Below are 21166 nucleotides of genomic sequence, written 5' to 3'. Positions count from 1 at the left end.
TTTCGTTATTTTTGGAAACTTTATATAAGTATAACCCATAAGACATGAAAAAACTCATTATTCTTGCCATAGGATTGGCCATGGCCTGCAATTCATCACAAACAACGGTTTCGGATGGAGATAAAAATGCAGCTAACAAATCTACCAATTCCCCAAAAACATTCGCGGAGACCATAACCGAGAGTGAACTCAAAGATCATTTATATACATATGCTTCCGACGAATTCGAAGGAAGGGAAACCGGTCAACCCGGACAGAAGAAAGCCGTGGAGTACCTAAAGGCCCAATATGAAAAAATGGGTATTCCTGCCGCCCAAAAAAACGGCGATTATTTTCAAAAGGTACCCCTTCAAGTTAGCCAATTGCCCGTTGGTTCCCTTACCGTTGATGGCAAGGAATACCCTTTAGGGGAAAGCTTTCTTACCTTTTCAAAGGCCCAAGGCACCTTTAGCGAGATCGTATACGCCGGTTATGGTATAGAGGAAGGTACTTATTCGGATTATAAGAACCTTGATGTAAAGGATAAAGTGATATTGATCAAATCGGGAGAACCGGTAGACGCCAACGGCAATTATCTATTATCGGGCTCGACCGAAAAATCGATATGGAGCAATATGTCCGAATCTTTGGGCAAACGATTGGAGCTTGCCAGCTCTAAAGGCGCCAAGGGTATCTTATATTACGATGAGAGCAATTTTTCACGATTTAAGAGCCGCTTTAAATGGATGGAGACCAACGATAGTGGTAGAATGGAATTGGCCAAAGACGATAGCGACGGCTTTTTTAATTTTTTGATCAACTCGACCTTGGCCAAAGCCATCTTACCTACGATCGTATCGGATCACAAGCCTAGAAAAATAAGCAAAAAGATTTCGATCGATGTGGAGAGCGATAATGATGAGATTTCATCTGAAAACGTAGTTGCCGTATTAAAGGGCTCAGAGAAGCCTGACGAGTACGTGGTAATTTCATCTCACCTAGACCATATTGGAATTACGGCCGACGGGGAAATCAACAATGGTGCCGATGACGATGGTTCGGGTACCGTGGCCCTTTTGGAAATTGCCCAAGCCTTCAAAAAGGCCGCCGATGCCGGTAAAGGACCCAAGCGATCTATTGTTTTCCTACATGTTACTGGTGAAGAAAAAGGACTTTTAGGCTCACAATACTATACCGATGTAGACCCCATATTTCCATTGGAAAATACAGTGGCCAACCTCAATATCGATATGATAGGACGGATAGACCCAAAACGTGACGGCGAACGCAATTATATTTACTTGATAGGCTCTGACAAGCTCAGTACCGACCTACATGAGCTTTCCGAGGAAGTCAATAACAAATACACCCAGATAGAATTAGATTACACCTATAACGATGAAAACGACCCAAATCGCTTTTATTACAGAAGTGATCACTACAATTTTGCAAAGAACAACATTCCGATCATTTTCTATTTTAATGGAACCCATGATGACTACCACAGGCCTGGGGATACGCCCGACAAGATCAACTATGATCTACTCGAAAACCGTACTCGTTTAGTTTTCTATACGGCATGGGAAGTGGCCAACAGAGACCAACGCGTAGTCGTGGACAAAGCTTCTAAATAATATCCTTAATCTCTATAAACTGAAAACCTGCCCAAAACGGCAGGTTTTTTTATGTTCGATCGATAGATACCATATAAAACCAAAAAAGCCCTGTCAAAATTGACAAGGCTTTTTATTTCGGGGTGGAAGACCGGTTTCGAACCGGCGACCTCTTGAACCACAATCAAGCGCTCTAACCAGCTGAGCTACAACCACCATTTGTAAGCGGTGGCAAAGGTAATTTTTTTTATGTAATCTTTCAAAATAAAAAGGGCGTATTTTTTCCTCTACCCTCAATTCCTTCTAAAACAAATTGATAATGAGGCAATAAAATCTTTCGTCTTCCTACAAATAATCGGTAAAATGCGTAAAATTCACGACAAAACACACAATTTTTGGCGTTTCACAACAAATATTATAAAGATCTACAACCTATGAATAAATTAGACTCCTAATTGATTCAAAATGTCTTTTGTCAAAGCTAAATTTTTGACCTTTACCCTACTTCCCAAATTGGGCATTGTGCTATTTGGGTGGGCCATTTTTTTTAGCCCTCCGCTTAAAGCCCAGACCAAGGCAAAAGATAGTATAGAAACCCTGATCAAGGAAATGAGGGCCCAACCCGGTTTCTCCGCAAAGGATAGCCTTCATATCGATTTGCTCAATGAACTCGCAAGGAAACAGCGTTTCTACCATACCGATAGTATTTTACTGCTCTCACGACAAGCCTTGGCCTATAGCCAATCGATTTTTTATAAAAAAGGAGAAGGTGATGCACTTGTAGGTTTCGGAAATTACTATACCGACAAGGGAAACCATGAAAAAAGTATCGCCTATTTTCAAAAGGCGCTTTCACTTGGCCAGAAAATCAACAACTCAAAATTAATCTTACGGGCGAGGAACAATCTAGCTATGCAACATAGCTATATCGGCGACTATGCACAATCACTGATACATTATTTAAAGGGCATCGATTTGGCCAGTGAAACCGATAACAAATTCATGCTATCGGTTATGAACGAGAATGTTGCCAACCTTTATGCTTCGCAAAAAGACTATACCCAAGCCCTGGCATTTTACAAAGAGGTCAAAAAGCTCAATGAAGAACTGGGCAACGAGATTTATTCAGCGGAAACTATGAGCAATATGGGTTCAATCTATGCGGATATAGGTGAACTTGAAAAAGCTATGTACAATATCAACTCGAGCATTTCGGTTTTTGAGAGACACGGCATTATGGAATGGCTGGCCTACGCTTACGAGACCAAGGGAGAAATTTATTTAAAGGGCGGAAAAAACGAATGGGCCCTCTACTGGTACAGGCAGAGTGAAATGCTACATGAAAAACTTCAGGATGACCGTGGAAAAATAGAGCTATTCAACGGTATGGGTAAAGCTTACTTGGGTATGAACCAAGATAGTATTTCAGAGTATTATGCCCAAAAAGCGTATAAAATTTCTACTGTAATAAAAGACATGGAAGGCTCTAAACAATGCGCGAAGACCCTTTATAAGGTACATAAGAACAAAGGCGACTATGAAGAGGCATTGAAATACCATGAAATTTATCAATCTTTGTCAGATACCCTATCAAGAAACGAAAACAAAAAAAGCTTGACCATGCTCATAACCAAAATGGAGCATGAAAAACAAAAAGTCGATCTTATAGCGGAAAACAAAAAACAATTGGATACCCAGCGAGCCTATGTTAATGTAGCCCTAGGAATTCTCTTTATTTTCATTGTAGTGACCCTTTTGGTCGGGCGAAGTGAAAAAATACAAAAGAACCTAAACGCCGAACTAAAGAAAAAAACCAAGGATTTAGAGAAAAATGAGTTGGAGTTACAGGAAATCAACCGTACAAAAGATAAACTTTTCTCAATCATAGGGCATGACCTTAGAGGCCCCATAGGCGCCTTTCAAGGCTTGTTGAAACTTTTTAAGAACGGAGAAATAGAAAAGAACGAATTTATAGGCTTTATGCCGAAACTTGCCAATGACATCGACCATATTTCGTTTACCCTGAACAATCTATTGACTTGGGGCCAAACCCAAATGAACGGGGCCATCACCCAGCCGGCCGTAGTTGCGCTCGATTCCTTGGTAAAAGACAACATCGACCTATTGTCGGAAACGGCCAAAAACAAGTCGATCCGACTTATAAGCCATCTTAACTCGAATACCTTGACCTGGTCTGACAGTAACCAAATAGACATTGTAATCCGCAACCTGATAAGCAATGCCATAAAGTTTACGCCCGAAAACGGAATGGTGACTATTTCGGCCATTGAATTAAACCAACAGTGGCAAATATCAATTCGAGATACAGGTGTCGGTATGGACCAAGATACCATTGAAAAGCTCTTTATCGCCACTTCTTCGGTTACCACCTATGGTACCAATAATGAAAAAGGCACCGGTCTGGGGCTCTCACTTTGTAAGGAAATGGTAGAAAAGAACAATGGCGCCATCTGGGTCGAAAGCAGTTTGCGCAAAGGCAGTACCTTTCACTTTACCCTGCCCAAGGCCAACAAGAATTACCAAAAAACCGCTTAAATCAAGTCGTCGATATTGTTGACGCCCACAAAACGTTCAACAGTAAAACCTTCCGCATAGTCCACCCCTATCAGCCTACCGAGATCTCTGGCCCTATAGTTTACACTATCTATAAAGTTTTTACTACTAATAGGTGTTTCCGGCTCTTTACTTTTGGGATCGTGAAATTGTGAGGAATAGGCCAATATCGCTTCCGTTTTCTTTGCGATATATCCCGACACATCTACAACAAAATCGGGTTCAAGATTTTTCCATTGAATGTAGTGGTAAACGACCTTGGGCCTCCATTGCGCTTGCACGTCATCCGCATCGTCAAGTCTGGTCTCGATTTTTATCAATCCACTTAAAAAACAGGCATCACTGACCAATTTACTGCCTTTGCCATGGTCGATATGCCGATCATCTATGGCATTGCACAGCACTATTTCAGGCCTGTACTTACGCACCATCTTAATGATTTCCAGTTGATGTGCCCTATCGTTGACGAAAAAGCCGTCGGCAAAGCCTAAATTTTCCCGTGCCACTACCCCAAGAACCTTGGCGGCAGCTGCAGCTTCACTATCCCGTATTTCCGCAGAACCCCTTGTTCCGAGTTCTCCACGGGTCAAATCTACGATACCTACTTTTTTTCCGTTCGCAATGGCTTTGGCAATGGTAGCCCCGGCACCAAGTTCAACATCATCGGGATGGGCGCCAAAAGCTAATATATCTAATTTCATTCTTTTTTTCTTGAATTTATTCTATGTACTGGGCAGTACCACTAACTAGTCGTTGCTACCCTGCCCAACCTTACTTTTTCCAAGGCCTGTTCGATATCGGCAATTAAATCTTCGGGCTCTTCTATTCCTACCGAAAAACGGATCAAACCATCTAAGATACCTTGTTTTGCCCTTTCTTCGGCCCCCAAAAGGGCATGAGAGGTCTTGGTTGGCGAAAGCATGGTGCTCTCTACACCTGCCAAACTCATGGAAGGCTTTATCAATTGTAGTTCTTTTTGAAACTGGGTAGCATCGTAATCTTTATGTAATTCAAAGGACAGCATGCCCCCAAAACCGTTCATTTGCGATTTGGCCAATTCGTGATCGGGATGGCTCTTTAAGCCTGGGTAATAGACCCAGGTAACCGCTTTGTGCCCGAACAGGTATTCGGCCATATGCTGGGCGTTGGCGTTTTGGGCCTTTACACGCAATCCCATGGTCTTCAAGCTTCTTTCGAGCAGCCAGACCGTATAATCACTAAGGCTTCCGCCAAAGTTCTTCGCCAAAGCGAAAATTCGATTGATATTTTCTTCGGAGGAAGCCACTGCTCCCGCCAAAATATCCGAATGGCCTCCCATATACTTTGTAGCACTATGAATGACCACGTCAATACCGAAGTCTATAGGGTTTTGGTTTACCGGACTTGCGAATGTATTATCGATCATAGAGATGAGTCCGTGTTTTTTGGCCAACTTCCCGATGGCATCCAAATCGGTTATGGTCAAAAGTGGATTGGAAGGCGTTTCTATATATATCACCTTGGTATTCGATCGGATCTTTTTCTCGAAGTCTTCAGGGGCCCATCCATGGGTAAAGGAATATTCGATACCAAATTTATCGAATTCCTCCACCACTAAATTATAAGTACCTCCGTACAACACTTGCTGGAGTACCACGTGGTCCCCTGCCCTTAAAAATGCCATTAAGGAGGTAGTAATGGCCGCCATGCCACTACCGAATATCAGACCAGCTTGGGTATGCTCCAAAGCCGCTATTTTCTTGCACAGGGCCTCTTGGTTGGGAGTGTTGAAATATCTGGGATATCGTTTTACATCAACGTCTTCAAAGGCATACGAACTACTCATATAAAGTGGGGAAACCGCTCCTTTAAACTGTTCATCTTTCACCTCGCCCACATGGGTACATATCGTATTGAGGCCTATTTTCTTCTGCTGCATAATTTCAAGAATTTAGAAGGATAAAGTTACAAAAAGCCGATTAGACACTGACCTTTTTCCACTTCCCTTTTTTAAACCACACCATAGAGATGACGGCCAATAGTATCTCTGCGGCAGTAATGGCGACGAATACGCCCATTGCCCCCCATTGAAACGCAATGGCCGTTAAATAGGCGAAAGGCAACTGAAACAACCAAAAAGCAATAAGGTTCAGTTTGGTCGGTGTACCGGTATCACCTGCCCCGTTAAAAGCTTGGGTCACGACCATGCCATAGGCATAGAACACGTAGCCCACCGCTATAATCTGAAGGCATAGACCGCCATTTTCAACCACTACAGGATTCGTATTGAACCAACCTACGATATCATATGCAAAGAAGAGGTAGACCAAAGAAACAATGCCCATAAACCAGGCATTGTACTTTCCCGTCTTCCAAACCGAGGTTTCCGCGCGATCGGGCTGTTTCGCCCCAAGGTTTTGGCCCACTAGGGTTGCCGCTGCATTGCTCATCCCCCAAGAGGGCATCAAAGTAAACAGCATGACCCTAATGGCTATAGTGTAGCCTGCCAAGACCTCACTGCCAAATTCCGACATCATCCGCATGAGAAATACCCAACTGGATGTACCTATCAAGAATTGGGCGATACCTCCGAGCGATACCTTTACAAGGTTGAGCATTACCCCAAAACGGATTACCATGTCCTTAAACCCGATCTGTATTCGGCTCCAACCAAAGAACAAGACCGCCAATTGAAACACAACGGCCGCTCCCCTGCCAATATTGGTAGCTATGGCCGCCCCCATGACCCCATACTCCGGTATAGGCCCCCAACCAAAAATAAATACGGGGTCTAGAATAATATTGAGTCCATTGGAAAGCACCAAGGCCCACATGGCCACGGAAGCATCGCCTGCCCCCCTGAATATGGCGTTGATCAGGAACAATAGCAAAATGGTGATGTTACCGCCCAACAAGAGTTTCGTATAACCGGAGCCTTCGGCTATCAAGTCGGGTTCCGCCCCCATTAAGGCCAGAATATCCTTGGCATATATAAACCCTAGTACCCCTACTATAAGCGAAACCAAGACACCCAAGGCTATGGCCTGCACCGCCGCTTCTTGGGCGCCCTTTACATCCTTCGCCCCTATTCTTCGGGCTACTATGGCCGTTGCCGCCATGCTAAGTCCTATGGCTACGGCATAGACCAAGGTCACTACCGATTCGGTCAGACCAATGGTGGCGACGGCATTTACACTTACCTGTGAAACATAGGCAATATCTACAATGGCGAAAATAGACTCCATCATCATCTCCAAAATCATGGGGATGGAAAGCATAAAAATGGCCTTACGGATGCTTCCGGAAGTAAACTCTGTTTCTTTGCCCGTAACGGCAACTATAAAGTGCTGAAACAGTCTTTTTAAGGTAATTCTATTTATATGTGGCATTTGAAAAGAAATTATGTTGAAGAAAGGAAGACATGTCAAAACCGAACGAAGAAGGTTCGATTAATTTAGGACAAAGGCCTAACGACATCTATACGGAACATAATTTCTATAACTTCATGATGGGGCAAATATCGATTTTTTTTGGATAACAAAAAACCGTTCCTAGTACAAAATACTGAAAAAGAACAGCTTCTACACTAGGAACGGTATGTATTATGGGTGAACTGTGAGGTATCCTTCGATAAAAATCACGAAAGACAAGACCGTTTAAGAGTCGATTATTTCAACTCCAGTTCTTTGATCTCAACGTCATTCTTTCCCCTTATGGCTTCAAAACCTTGAATCATTTCCTGAAGTTTTTCAGGGTTTTCCTTGACCAAGTTCTTGGTTTGGCCAATATCATCCTTAAGGTTGTACAGTTGATATTCACTATCATTACCCAATTCTATATTCACCTGCTTGTTTATGGCCGCACCTTTATAAGGAGGGATCATGGCCCAGTCCCCTTTTCTAAAAGCCGTTCTTGAACCCGCCTCTAAAACCAATTCTGTTCTACCTTGGTCGCTTTTCCCCATTAGGACGTCCAAAAAGTTTTCGCTATCCTCGCCTTTTTTATCACTACCTACCAAAGCGGCCATTGAGGTAAGTAAATCTACCTGACATACCAAGGCCTCCGATTTGGCCGGAGCGATTTTGCCTTTCCAATATGTAATAAAAGGTACGCGTGTACCTGCGTCGAACAAGCTGTATTTTCCACCACGCAAAGGACCTGATGGTTTGTGGTTTCCTAGCTTCTCTACCGCATCATCATAGTAGCCATCATTTACCACAGGGCCATTATCACTGGAAAATACGATTAAGGTATTCTCTAAAAGACCTTGTTCCTCTAAGGTCTTCATGAATTCACCAACAACCCAATCCGCTTCAAGAATAACATCGCCACGTGGACCCATTCCCGACTTTCCTGCGAATCGTGGATGTGGCGTGCGCGGTACGTGAGGTTGTTGCAAAGCGTAGTATAAAAAGAAGGGCTCGTCTTTATGGTCTTTAACATAGGCTTGGGCCTTGGCCAAAAAGTGGTCGGCCATATCTACATCGCTCCATTTTGCCGCTTCCCCACCTTTCATATATCCGATACGTGGAATACCGTTCACAATGCTGTTGTTATGACCGTGATGCCATTTCATTGTAGTCAATTCCGGGTTTTCCAATCCTGTAGGTTCTCCTTCAAAATTTTCTTTGTAGCTCACTTCTATAGGGTCGTTGGGATCTAAACCGTCAACATGGCCATCTTTAATATAAACGGTAGGCACCCTGTCTTGAGTGGCCGCCAAAATATAGGAATAATCGAAACCAACCTCATTTGGACCAGGGGAAACCCTTTCGTTCCAGTTTACGTTTCCGCTTCCCAGACCTAAATGCCATTTACCTACGATACCCGTAGTATAGCCTTTTTCCTTAAGCATTTTCGGAACGGTCAGTTGATCGGTACTGATAATCAAAGGAGCCGTGCCCGGAAGTATTTTGGCATCTTTGTTCCTCCAAGGATAGCGTCCGGTGAGTATGGCATAGCGACTTGGCGTACAGGTTGCCGAAGTGGCATAACCGTTGGTGAACTGCACACCGCCCTCTGCCAAGGCATCGATATTGGGCGTGCTCAATTCAGTGGCGCCATATGCACTTAGGTCGCCATATCCCAAATCATCCATATAAATGAAGACAATATTGGGTTGCTTGGGACTATCGTCCTTTACGACCGTTTTTTCCTCTTTGGACATACAGCCCGACAACACCAGTAACAGGATGGCGCCATTCAAAAAATAATTCCTTAAACTTGTCATGAATCGTTTTGTATTTATAAATTAATTTACACTCAAATTTATAGCTTTTCACCTATACAGAAATCACCTTTCTAGAATCAATAGTTATTTCTATACCACTTATGGTTTTTTTCGTGTCTCCTTCTCCTATGACTATAGTGTATTTGCCCAATTGATAAACTGAAGGGACATAGGTATCACCTTTTACCCTCATGGCGTGCACCAATTCTTTAGTGTCTTCATTAATGACCTTCACGACTTGATCGGCGATGGCCATTTTCAATTTAGGAAGATACCCAACGGGACGTCGACCATCATTATCAGTTTGTTGAATGGTCAAGGGCCATCCTGGGAAGGTATTTGCCTCGGAAGTACGTTCCAAATCGGCCAAAAAGCGAATGGCTTCCATTTTTATGGTCCGTTCCATGGTATCAAAAGTAACGATACCATAGCCCGATGACTTCTTTTGTGCCCTTTTGTAGCGATCGGTCTCTTCATCAAAATCATCGGTTGGATTTCCGACCGCATAAATATAGTTATCATTACCAAAACCATCGCGGTAGCAGCCTGTATTCGGCAAACCGTGTTCGGGGCGATCCGTAAAGGGAACGTTTACCGAATCGGGTTGTCCCCACCTTGGGTATCCTGTGGAAATGGCCGGTGTACAAAAGGTCCATCCCCCATCCCTAGGTTCATCTATACTGTATTGTACCACAAAAGGCAAATGCTGGTCTCCATTAATATGAAAGGCACAGGCTTTTCTAATGGTCTCAATTACTTTGTCCCTTTTTGATTTCGGCCACCCGCCCGAATCGAGGTCTCCGAATAGAAACTGTTTTTTGGGTCCGTGATGTGTTCCCACATTCGAAAACAAGGTCTGGCTGAGCAACACTTTCATATTGGCCCCTTTCCAGTCCGCTACCCAATCGTTTAAGAAATCGAGTTGTCGTTGTCCTACAAAGGTCAGTTCATCCCCCTCCAGTTCCCCGGGCTTGGCCGGTTCGGTAAGGTGATCGATCCTCCCCTCACCCGGCCTCACCATTTCGGGCCCCGATTTAAAGAGTCGGTCACTGACAATGGCAAAACTTACCTTACCATAGACCAAATGGGTATACCATGTACTGATATTCGATTTCATCGGTGTCCGATCATAGGCATCCGGCATATGACCACATTGGGTCTTGTTCACTACATTGACAAAGTTGGGCGTTTGTACAAGACCTCCATGGGCATCACGTACCTTTTCCCAATCTTCAAATGAGATTCCCTCGCCTCCTTCTCCCCAGAGGTTACCTTGATAGACATCGTGATCATCAGGGGTACAGATACTAGGTCTATCCCTCAGCACTTCGCCAAAGGCCCAGCCGAACATATACCATTTGCCCAAATAATTCAAGATGGCCTTATCCTCGGGTTGTCTTTTTATGGGATAACCTCCGTTACCTTCATATAACTGGTCCCCTGAAAAATAAAGTATATCGGGGTTCGACTTCTCAAGATTTTCAACGAGCGGACGATACGGGAAGCCCATAGCATGCTGACAAGTGAGTCCGCCAAAAACCAAGGACCTGTCAAAGGGTTCTTTACGTATGACCCCTTCATAACTATGTCGTTCTTTATCTAAACTATACCGCAAACGGTACTTGATATCTTCGGAAGCATCCCAAGCGTCAATAGTAAAAATGGAGGTAAAGGAAACCGGGTCTACCTGGCCCTTCGCCTCTTTTACCCATTTTCCCTTCCTTAAAAACTGAAGTTCTACCTTTTGTGAATCTTTGGCCCCTATAGGAGGAAGTTGGGCCGTAAGCTTCAACTTACCCCTTGAGAGCGTGTACATAGCCCATAAAATGGGACCAAAACTCTGTTCGGGCCTATGTTGGATCTTTGTGCCCGACAATTGCATCCCGCCCCACCAAAAGGTGCTTTCCCTTTTTTGTTTCCCCTTGTTTTCCAAAGCGACCAAACCGTTCAGCTTCCCTTTTACAGGATGTTGCAAACGCTTTGTCTTTCCGTTGGCATCGGTAAGTAGAAGGGTCAGTTCCGTAGAACCGGCCTTATGCTTTCCTTTGAGCTCTAGTGAGAAATTATCGAAATTGAAGCCAGTGGGCAGCATTTCTACTTTGTCTTCGATGTAGGCCTTACCTTCCAAGGTTGCCCCGACGGAAATACCTTTTCCAAAATAACAGGCGGCCTTTACACTATCGGGGTCGGTATGGTCTTTAATCCCTATGGCAAAACCGACACCTCCTTTATTGCCTTTGTTTTCCAACAAACCCAAGTTTCCCGAAATGGCAAAATCACCTTCGCCATCACCAAGTACATGGGTCAGTACATGAAGCCTTGATTGGGTTTCCGCTCCTGAAAATTCAAGACGGCGGTTCTTAATTTCCCAATCTTCCATAGGTACGGCCCAGAAAGAACTACCGATCCAGACCCTCTCGTTCAGTTTTGTGAAATCTACCGAAAAAGAAGCGCTATCACTCCGAGGCGGCATCACATTGGAAAAAGCCATTTCTTTTGCAAGAATGGGATTTAAAGGACTTGCCAGCATGGGCACGGCAAGTCCTAGGTTTTGTATAAACTTTCTTCTTTTTATCGTCATGTTTAGTTGCCTAATTTAGGATTAACGTTCACCTCAGATTCCGGTATAGGCCAAACATCATCTATTCCAACTCTAAAGTCCTTTGAAGTAACATACCACCTAGACTGCGGATCGAGTTTCTTTGATGTGGTTGGATACAGGGTAGAATCGGGAAAAGGAGCGCCCCAGAAATCACCTACCAGAACCTCGTCACCAATACCCCATCTAAAAATATCCCATAGACGTTGGCCTTCAAATGCCAATTCGATCCTTCTTTCATTTCTCAAAATAGGACGAAGGGCAGCGGCATCGGTCTCGGTTATAGGAGGAAGTCCTACCGAAGCCCTCCCACGCACTTTATTAATCGTCTCATCCAACAATTGTTGTGTAATAGGGTTGCCTGCTTCGAGTTCGGCTTCCAGGTAGCTCAACAATACCTCGGCATATCTGATAATAGGAATGTTCCCGCCATAATCGGATTGAAGGTTACCGCTGAACGATTCATCAAAAAACTTTCGAAGTCCGTAGCCGGTTCTCGTGGCTTGTTTTGAATAGGTCAACTGATCGAGTGATTCACTATGGTCTGGGTGGCAATCATAGATTTTATCCCCAAATGAAGAACCGTCCCAAAGAAGGTTATATCGAAAACGCGGATCGCGATTCGCCCCCATATCGTCATAATCAAACTTGGGGTCATCATAAGACAAAGGGGTTCCGTCATCAAAACCATAGGCATCGGCCAAACTTCCCAAGGGGTTTACAATATGCCATCCCGAAGCTACTGCCGGATAGGCATGTTGTGGCAAGGCGTTACCCGCTTGTCCTCCAAAATATTGGGTACTGAAAATGTTCTCGCTACTGGCCTCATTCACCGGAGTAAAAAGGGAAGCATAGTCTGGATCGATGGTATTTTCCCCCATGTCGATGATTTCTTTGTACACTTTAGAGGCTTCGATAAAATTCTTTTCGCCCAGATACATTCTTCCCAAAAAAGCTAAAGCTGCCTGTTTGCTCGCACGCCCCGCCTCTGAACCGGTGAGTTCACCAAAAGACGGTAAATCTTCTGCTGCGGCCCTGAGTTCACTGATTACAAAAGACACCAATTCCGCCTTGGTGGCCTTATCTACGTTATTGGCCTCTTCAGGTGTTAAAGTACTGGTAACCAAGGGCGCACTACCCCAGAACTGGGTGATATAAAAATAGGTCGCTGCACGAAGAAAACGTACTTCGGCCGCCATTCTATCGATTTGCGCTTGATCCATAGGTACGTTGTCTATGTTTTCAAGAAAATCGTTGCAAATCGCTATACGCTTATACGAGCCTTTCCAGTACCCGTTTACCACATTATTGTTCGGTAAAAGCGTACCATTGGTCAATCTATTTTGCGTTGAATTATCCCCTCTACGGTCATATGCATTATCGGTTGCGAACTCCATAAAAACAATTCCACAGTAGGTCCACCAGTCTGATGGCACTACCTGCGTACCGTATTCAATAGCGCCGCGATAGGCACCCGTAAGGGCTATATTGGCATTCGATTCCGAAGTCCAAAAATTATCTTTTGCAAAGGCGTTGCTAGGAAATTGCTCCAATTGTTTGTCACAGGCCGAAACCATTAGCAATACCATTGCCAAAACAACAAACCTGCCAAAACCTGATATGCGAGTTCTATGTGTATATAAAAAGTTTGTCATGTTCTAAAATTTTAAGTTTAAACCAAAGGTGTAGGTCGTTAAAATAGGGTAATAGCCTCCTGCCGAATTAATTTCAGGATCCCATCCGTCCCTGTAAGAGTTGAAAGAATGTAAATTCTCGGCCCCTACATAGACCCTAAGGTTATCGATACCGATAAGGTCGGTTACCGGATTAGGGAAATTATAGCCGAACTGAATGTTTTTAACCCGAAGGTAACCTGCGTTTATCACCCAGAAATCAGAAGTGGTCGTGTTCGGCGTCCCACTATTGGTAACCACCTCCAGTCTCGGATAATCAGGGTAACGTACCGGATTGTTCGGGTCAAACCGACCATCCATCTGCCATTGCTGAATATTTCCAAGATTAAAGAAGGCATAACCCGCATAATTGGTCAATTGTCCTTTTACGCCCCCAACGCCCTGAAGAAAAACGGAAAAGTCGAAATTCTTATAGTTCAGGTTGATATTTGCCCCATAGGTATATTTAGGAATACGACTTCCCAAATACGTCCGGTCATAGGTAGGGTCGACCTTTCCATCGGGTACGCCATCGGGTCCACTAATATCCTTATATCTAAAATCACCCGCCTGAGAGGTCGGATTTACCGCCGATTGATCGGGCCAATTTGCTATTTCCCCATCATTCAAGAATACCCCGTCGGTCTTATAACCATAGTACATTTGCATAGGAAAACCAACAAAGAGGTCAGAGCCATTACCCACGTAACCATTGGGTTGTTCTACATTACCCAGGCCTAAGGTTACTACCTCGTTATCTATCACCGAAAAGTTTCCGTTTATCGAATAGCTAAAGTCTCCTTTTGTGTCACGATAACCCATATCGAATTCCCATCCTGTGTTCTTTACGGCACCGGTATTGGTTTCACTGATACCCACCCCAAGTACAGAAGATACACTTGACGACGGCTTGAAAAGCACATCTGTGGTATTTCTTCTAAAATAGGTGGCATTGAAGGTCAGTTTTCCATCGAAAAAGCCCGTTTCAACACCGACATCGGTAGTTTCGGTAGATTCCCATTTGATATTGGCATCCCTATAGGTAGAGTATGCCGCCCCAGTTGAAAGTCCCCCTCCAAGCGCGTAATCACGACCCGAGGCCAAAACGGTTTGATAGGGATAATTTCCGATATTTTGGTTTCCTAGAATACCCCAAGAAGCTTTAAACTTCAAGTTCGACAACCAAGATACATCTTGTAAAAAAGACTCTTGGGAAGCCCTCCAGCCCAAGGCTGCAGCAGGGAAAACCGCGTATTTATTGTTTTTTGGGAATCTAGACGACCCATCGTAACGAAGGGTGGCCTCAAAGAGATAGCGTTCATCAAAACTATATTTCAAACGGGAGAAAAACGATTGCAAGGCCCATTCGGCATCAAAGCCTGACGATTGTTGATTTTCGGCACTACCCAAGTCAAGAACGGTATAATCGTTGCTTGCAAAATTCTGACGGTATCCGTTGAAAAAGGAAAATTCCTCGTTTTCAAAAGAATATCCTCCCAAAAAGCTAAAATCGTGTACCCCAACCTCTTTAGACCATTCACCCGTAAGCTGTAAGGTCTTGTAGATTTCCTTATTGCTGTACTGATTGAGATAAGACTGTCCTAAAAATATATTCTCGTCCAAACGTTGTGATGCATAGTACGAGCGTTCCTCATGCAAAGTGAAGTTGTATCCCCCAATGGCCGAAAACACCAAATTGTCGTTCGGCTTGTAATCCAACTTTACGTTTACGCCCGCCTTTGTCCGCGGGTTTTCCAAATATGAATCAGAGGCCAACCATGCTACGGGCGTACCGCCACTTTCAGGTCCGATACCGAAATTACCCTGGGAATCTTGCCCGAGTTCAATGGCCGGATATCTCACGGCATTCGAAACCAATTGGCTCATAAAACTACCTGCATTATTTGTGGCATCCGTAGCCCTATTCGCTTCACTTTGGTATCCCGGTCCTTTATTTCCAGTTACCTGTGGTTCTTCCCTTTTTTCCACAGAACCAAAAAAACGCGTGCTCAATTCAAACTTATCGCCCAATTTATTCTGCAAGTTCATACGGAAATTATACCGGCTGAAGCTATTTTTCGGGATGATTCCATCCTGTTCGAGAATACCTGCAGAGACGTAGTATTTATTCTTTTCATCACCTCCGTTAAGGGTAAGGGTATGCGAAGTTTGAACCCCATTTTTAGAAAATAGGTCTTCAAGAAATTTAGTATTGGGATAATTATCGGGATCGTCTTGCGCCTTGTACTTGGCAATATCCTCTGCAGTAAAACTGTTGCTTCCAGAAGCAATATTATACATTTCGGCATATTCCCAAGAATTTACAAATTTAGGAAGTTCGGTTGCTGCGTTAAAACCGACATAGCTATTGTAATTGACAGAAAATTTGTTCTCGCTACCCGATTTTGTGGTAATCAAAATAACACCATTTGCTGAACGTGCACCATATATAGCTGCGGAAGAGGCATCTTTAAGAACGGAAATGGATTTGATATCATCGGGGTTGATGTCGTTCATACTACCCGCTATCCCATCAATTAAGACCAGTGCATCGGGTGTTGCCCCAAAAGAACCTACTCCCCTTACACTGATATTACCACCGCTTTGACCTGGCCTGCCCGATCTCTGTACCACGGTAACTCCGGGCATCTGACCGGTAATGGCTTGTGAAACTTGGGTAACGGGCCTGTTCTCAATGTCCTTGGAGGACACTTGGGACACCGAACCGATAACGTTCACCTTCTTTTGTGTACCGAAACCGACTACCACGACCTCTTCTAGGCCAGCGGCGCTCTCCACTAATTGAATGTTAAAAGTGGACTGTCCGGCAACAGGAATCTCTTTTGTAGCAAAACCTATATAGGAAATTACCAAAACGGCATCATCGGAGCTCAGTTCAAGACTAAAGTTCCCATCAAAGTCGGCCGTAACTCCGTTGGTCGTACCTTTTTCTACCACATTTGCGCCCGCCAAGGGCACACCCATTTCATCGGTAATGACACCGGTAACCACTCGTTGCTCTTGATCGATTTTACTTTTACGGAGTGGATTTTCGATGGGATTATCAGGCCGTTTACTTTTAAGAACAATCTGATTTTTTACCATGGTGTATGTGACACCATCCCCAAAAACCATTTGCAACACTTCTTTTATCGGGGTCTTTTCTATACTGAGCGTCACCCTTTTAGACACGTTAAGTTGTCCGGTCTTATAAAAGAAACGGAACTGGCTTTGGTTCTCTATTTTTTTCAATACACTTTCAATAGTTTCGTTATTGGCCTCTATAGAAACCTTCTTGTTTTGCGAATAGGAATTCGCGTGAAGATTGAACAAAGCCAAAGCAAACATTAGAACGGAGATTTTCACTGTACGATTCTTGTTAAGAATGTTTTTCATAAGAATGAAAAACAATGGTTTTTTTTCCATATTTTTAAAGGATTTTGATTTGTTTTTACTTGGATTAAAATCACTCTTATTCGGGGGACGTGGCCGCGTTCCCCGATTTTTTTTAAGTTTTTGGTCACTTCATAATTACACGGGTTTTTTAATTCGTATTTGGTTATTGGCTATCTCGTAATCGAACTCTGCACTTTCTTTAAAGGTATCCAGTAAATCTTGAATGCTCTCATTCTTAAAAGCTCCCCTGAACCGTACCGATTCCAATTCGGTATACCCATTTTCAATACGCACGCCATAGCGACGCTCTATCTTTTTTATAATATCTTCGAAGGGCTCATTGTTAAAGGTCAAATCGCCATTTCGCCAGTTCAGGTAATCGTTGATATCGACCTCACTAATGACCAATGCATCTTCTGCCATAGCCGCTTTCTGACCCGGTTTTAGGATGCTTGGCTCCCCACCGCCCCCATCATTGCGCTTGTCATTGATGGCCACACTGCCCTCGGCCAGTACGGTATAATTTTCTTCATCGGTATAAGAGCTTACGTTAAAATGGGTGCCCAAGACTTGGACGTCCATATCTTTGGCCACTACGGTAAATTTATGGTCGGGGTCTTTGGCTACTTCAAAGTAGGCCTCCCCATTTAAAAAAACCTTTCGGTCTTGACCTGCTATAAAGCTGACCGGATATTTTAGGGATGTATCGGCATTTAAATGGACCAAAGTACCATCGGAAAGCATTAGCTCGAACCTTTTTCCTTTAGGAACAATAATTTCATTGTACACCAGTTCGGTAGTCGATTTGGCCCGATATTCCATTCGGTCATCGGATTGCGATGCCAGAACGTTTCCTTCGGCATCGGTAATGATACCCTCCTTCCCTGTAACGATTTCACGAATCTGATCGTTGGCGGTCTTTAATACGATAGCGTTGTCTTCTACAATTAACGTCGGTTGCTCAATGGTATCCGACCTTAAAAATTTAAAGAAGACTATTGACCCTACCAAAGCAATAAACACAGCGGCGTATTTGAACACAAAGTGATTGAAATAAGATCTCTTTATCTTTTGTGGCTTGGTCGTGCCACTTATCTTTTGCCAAAGTTCCTGCTTCGTTCCGTTATCGAAACTAAATTCGGATAAGAGGGCATCTTTATCTTGGTACGATTCAAGAAAACGTTCGAGCAATTCTATCTCTTGGGGCGAGCATTCATTGTTCACGTATTTCTTGAAAAGTTTTTTGGCACTTTTTGCATTCATTTTAACTCGATTAAAAAGGGGATGTCATTATTAAGTACCCAAACTCATACGATAGTACACGTCAGATGGTCATTTTTTTCGAAATTTAATAAAATTAACCCGCAAGAATTAGGGAATCCTCAACCAGAGTAACCCAAAAAAGTAGTCTGAACAGGCTGAAATACAGTGCCGTAAATAATATCAGACCGGTATTAATGTAGAAGGACAAGAAAAAGAAAAACCGCATCCTCTAGCTGAAGATTACTACGAAGAAAGGCAAGAGCTTTTGAAATTTGGTTTTTTACGGCCTGTACGGAAATTTCAAGCTCCTCGGCGATTTCTTTATTCGATTTGTGTTGGTAACGACTCAGAACAAAAATATGACGACATCTTTTGGGCAATTTGGCCACGTAGTCGCGTATGATCTGGTCAAGTTCCGAATACTCCAATTTCTGGGAAACGTTCATCGACACGTCAATGATATTCAAACGGGTCAAATCTTCTTTCGAAAACTTATTATTTCTGAAGTGATTGAAAATTTGATATTTTACGGCTTGAAAAAGATAGGGTTTCAACGAAGTTATCGTATTCGATTTCCGTTTTGACCAGAGTGATATAAAAACCTCTTGGATAATATCTTCACAGACCGCCCTATCCTTAATTATGTTATGGGCATAGAAGAACAAGGCTTTGGCATATTTGTCATATACCGCCTTGAAAGAGGCGTTATCTTCTTCTTTCATACCTTTTAAGAGCCTACTATCTTCTGTTATCATTTTCATCACACGGCGAACAAGATGCTAAATCTATAAAAAATAGACTGGAAATTACTAATTTCTAAAGAAAACATAACGATTTGAAACAATATAACAAACGTTTGTTACCCTATACTTCAATAGCATAGCCCGTTCCCAGCCATTTCTTCTATCGTTCTTAATGTAAAAAATGGGGGCGATTATAACTTCGCCCCCATTATCCACTATTTAAACTCACTCAACTTATTCTAAAAACATCCCATAGATAAAACTTCTATGGAAACTAAGCCCCCATTGGAAATATGACCTTATCACATTATCGTGCGAGCCGTTCAAACCATCAATACAAAGGGTTTTGTATTAACAACTCGTTTTTGTTCAACTCTTCCAATTTGATCGGAAAAAAATAGAATCGGTCTTTCCATTCGCGTTCCTGGACTTGAATAATGTTATATCTAGGTCTTTCCTCATTCAAGTGGTATTTGATGTCTACACCAAAGGCATTTTGCATGACTTCCGGGGCGATCATCCACCTTCTGATGTCAAAAAAGCGTTGGTCTTCGCCCATCAATTCAATTTTTCGCTCGTGTCGTACGGCATCGACGAGATCGGCATCGGCTTGGGTCAAATCAGGCATCCCTACCCTTTTCCTAAGCATGTTCGTATAGGTTCTTGCTTCGCCATACTCGCCCAATTCGGCGCATGCTTCGGCATAGTTCAATAGTATCTCGGCATATCTGATAAACCTCCATGGGGTAGTCGTCCTCACTTTAGGGGCTTCTATGGAGATATCTTGAAATTTCCTAAAATAATAGCCCGTGTGGGTTCCGCTCCAGGTGGTAACCGGGGTATCGAAAGAATCTAATCCACCTACCCAAGTTCCGTCAGGTTGCTCGTAGCTTCCGGTCTGGATAATACCATAAGGGTCGGCCGCCACAACGTCTTCTGGCCTCTGTCTCCATTGGGCCCCATCAAAAAATATGTTGACATAAAAACGGGGATCTCTATTTTTATAGGGTTCCGCGCGATGTTCGGGGTTATCCCAGTCAAATTGCTCTCCCGTTGCCATCTCAAAATCATCTACCATTCCGTTGATCGGAGCCATATTTCCCCACCCCTTATAACCGGTCGGAAGGTTTTGTACCCCTATGTTCAAACTCCAAATCTGACCCGATTCGGTAAAATTCCGTATAAAGATATCTTCCTGTGTTTGTTTTAATGTAAAAACCTCGTCATAGTTTCGGGCCAAGGAATCATTTTCGGTCGGCTCTCCTTTATACAAGCTATAAATTCCCATGTCCATTACGGCCTTGGCCGCTTCCTTGGCCAGTTTTAGCCTGTCGGTCTGGGATCCTCCTACATAACCAACCAGTTCGGGGTTGCTATATCCCTGCGCCCAAGCGGCATCAGAATTGTACAGTTCACTGGCCGCATAAAGCAGCACCCTTGATTTTAAGGACATTGCCGCCCCTTTGGTCGCCCTGCCCAAATTGGACCCTTCATGCATTTCCGGCAATAATTCGGCGCCTTTTTCACATTCTTCGACAATAAAATCAATACATTCTTCAAAAGTGTTCCTTGCCAAGAGAAAATCGTCGGTAAGTTCATAAGACTTTGTAATCAATGGTACCCCTCCGTACTGGAAAACCAGGTTGTGGTAGTGATAGGCCCTTAAAAAATGTACTTCTCCGATCAATCGGTTCTTGAATTCCTGATCTTCATATTCGTTATTCTCCACTTGTTCCAAGAACACGTTGCAAGCGCGAATATACTTGTAATGATGTTCCCAACGCATTTTAGATGTTCGGGACCAAGTATCGAATACGAGGTAATCACTAGGCGTAATCAATGATTTTACAACGTTCCCGTGGCCTTGGTCCGATCCCGGATCGAACATGGTCTCATCGGTAAAGACCGACATCATAGGACGGTCAAAACTATGCCCTACGTTCCAATATATGTCGTTGACAAATTGCTCCATCATCGGCAATTGGCTCCAAACATCATCTTCGGCAAATTGATTCTTCGGACTCCTGTCAAGAAAATCCTTATCACAAGAGGTAAGCAGAATAACACCTAGTAAGCCAAGCGTTATATATCTATATATATGTTTAATTTTCATAGTT

Annotated in this window: 12 protein-coding genes and 1 tRNA gene; 2 read left to right on the top strand and 11 right to left on the bottom strand. The window is 43.4% G+C overall.

Going from position 1 to position 21166, the window contains the following annotated elements; all coding sequences use genetic code 11:
* The first annotated feature begins 44 nt into the window (after nt 1-44).
* Complete coding sequence (locus B4Q04_RS07930; protein ID WP_013995331.1) at nt 45-1613, top strand: M28 family peptidase; 1569 nt, start codon at nt 45-47, stop codon at nt 1611-1613.
* 120 nt (nt 1614-1733) lie between these two features.
* Here the strand turns inward: B4Q04_RS07930 and B4Q04_RS07925 are convergent.
* Nucleotides 1734-1809: transfer RNA gene (locus tag B4Q04_RS07925), tRNA-His, on the bottom strand.
* 248 nt (nt 1810-2057) lie between these two features.
* On the opposite strand from B4Q04_RS07925, the gene B4Q04_RS07920 reads away from it, so the two are divergent.
* A complete protein-coding gene (locus B4Q04_RS07920; protein ID WP_088696501.1) occupies nt 2058-4148 on the top strand; it encodes a tetratricopeptide repeat-containing sensor histidine kinase in 2091 nt (696 codons plus the stop codon).
* Here the strand turns inward: B4Q04_RS07920 and bshB1 are convergent.
* The 10 genes from bshB1 to B4Q04_RS07870 all read right to left on the bottom strand — a co-directional run bounded on the left by bshB1 (nt 4145) and on the right by B4Q04_RS07870 (nt 21162).
* Nucleotides 4145-4867, bottom strand: a complete 723-nt coding sequence (bshB1, locus tag B4Q04_RS07915) for a bacillithiol biosynthesis deacetylase BshB1 (protein ID WP_088696500.1) — start codon at nt 4865-4867, stop codon at nt 4145-4147. The two genes, B4Q04_RS07920 and bshB1, sit on opposite strands and share 4 nt — an antisense overlap.
* A gap of 41 nt (nt 4868-4908) precedes the next feature.
* Complete coding sequence (locus tag B4Q04_RS07910) at nt 4909-6084, bottom strand: trans-sulfuration enzyme family protein (RefSeq protein ID WP_088696499.1); 1176 nt, start codon at nt 6082-6084, stop codon at nt 4909-4911.
* 40 nt (nt 6085-6124) lie between these two features.
* Nucleotides 6125-7534 (bottom strand): MATE family efflux transporter, encoded by a 1410-nt coding sequence (locus B4Q04_RS07905; RefSeq protein WP_013995327.1) that lies wholly within the window; start codon nt 7532-7534, stop codon nt 6125-6127.
* Nucleotides 7535-7812: 278 nt separating this feature from the next.
* Nucleotides 7813-9375: a sulfatase family protein gene (locus tag B4Q04_RS07900; protein ID WP_088696498.1), complete on the bottom strand. Its 1563-nt coding sequence runs from the start codon at nt 9373-9375 to the stop codon at nt 7813-7815.
* 52 nt (nt 9376-9427) lie between these two features.
* Complete coding sequence (locus B4Q04_RS07895; protein WP_088696497.1) at nt 9428-11956, bottom strand: alkaline phosphatase D family protein; 2529 nt, start codon at nt 11954-11956, stop codon at nt 9428-9430.
* Nucleotides 11957-11958: 2 nt separating this feature from the next.
* Nucleotides 11959-13629: a RagB/SusD family nutrient uptake outer membrane protein gene (locus B4Q04_RS07890; RefSeq protein WP_201723386.1), complete on the bottom strand. Its 1671-nt coding sequence runs from the start codon at nt 13627-13629 to the stop codon at nt 11959-11961.
* A gap of 3 nt (nt 13630-13632) precedes the next feature.
* The gene (locus B4Q04_RS07885) at nt 13633-17073 is read right to left on the bottom strand and encodes a TonB-dependent receptor (protein ID WP_088696495.1); all 3441 of its coding nucleotides are present in this window, start codon (nt 17071-17073) and stop codon (nt 13633-13635) included.
* A gap of 105 nt (nt 17074-17178) precedes the next feature.
* A complete protein-coding gene (locus B4Q04_RS07880; protein ID WP_088696494.1) occupies nt 17179-18306 on the bottom strand; it encodes a FecR family protein in 1128 nt (375 codons plus the stop codon).
* A gap of 191 nt (nt 18307-18497) precedes the next feature.
* Nucleotides 18498-19028, bottom strand: a complete 531-nt coding sequence (locus tag B4Q04_RS07875) for an RNA polymerase sigma-70 factor (protein ID WP_161496054.1) — start codon at nt 19026-19028, stop codon at nt 18498-18500.
* Between the two features lie 352 nt (nt 19029-19380).
* Nucleotides 19381-21162, bottom strand: coding sequence for a RagB/SusD family nutrient uptake outer membrane protein (locus B4Q04_RS07870; RefSeq protein ID WP_088696793.1), 1782 nt, complete (start codon nt 21160-21162; stop codon nt 19381-19383).
* Between the last annotated feature and the right edge of the window lie 4 nt (nt 21163-21166).

It is taken from the genome of Zobellia sp. OII3 (genome assembly GCF_002211465.1).
In the GTDB taxonomy this organism is placed as follows: domain Bacteria; phylum Bacteroidota; class Bacteroidia; order Flavobacteriales; family Flavobacteriaceae; genus Zobellia; species Zobellia galactanivorans.
Note: the sequence above shows the minus strand (reverse complement) of the source record. Positions and strands in the feature narration are given on the sequence as shown.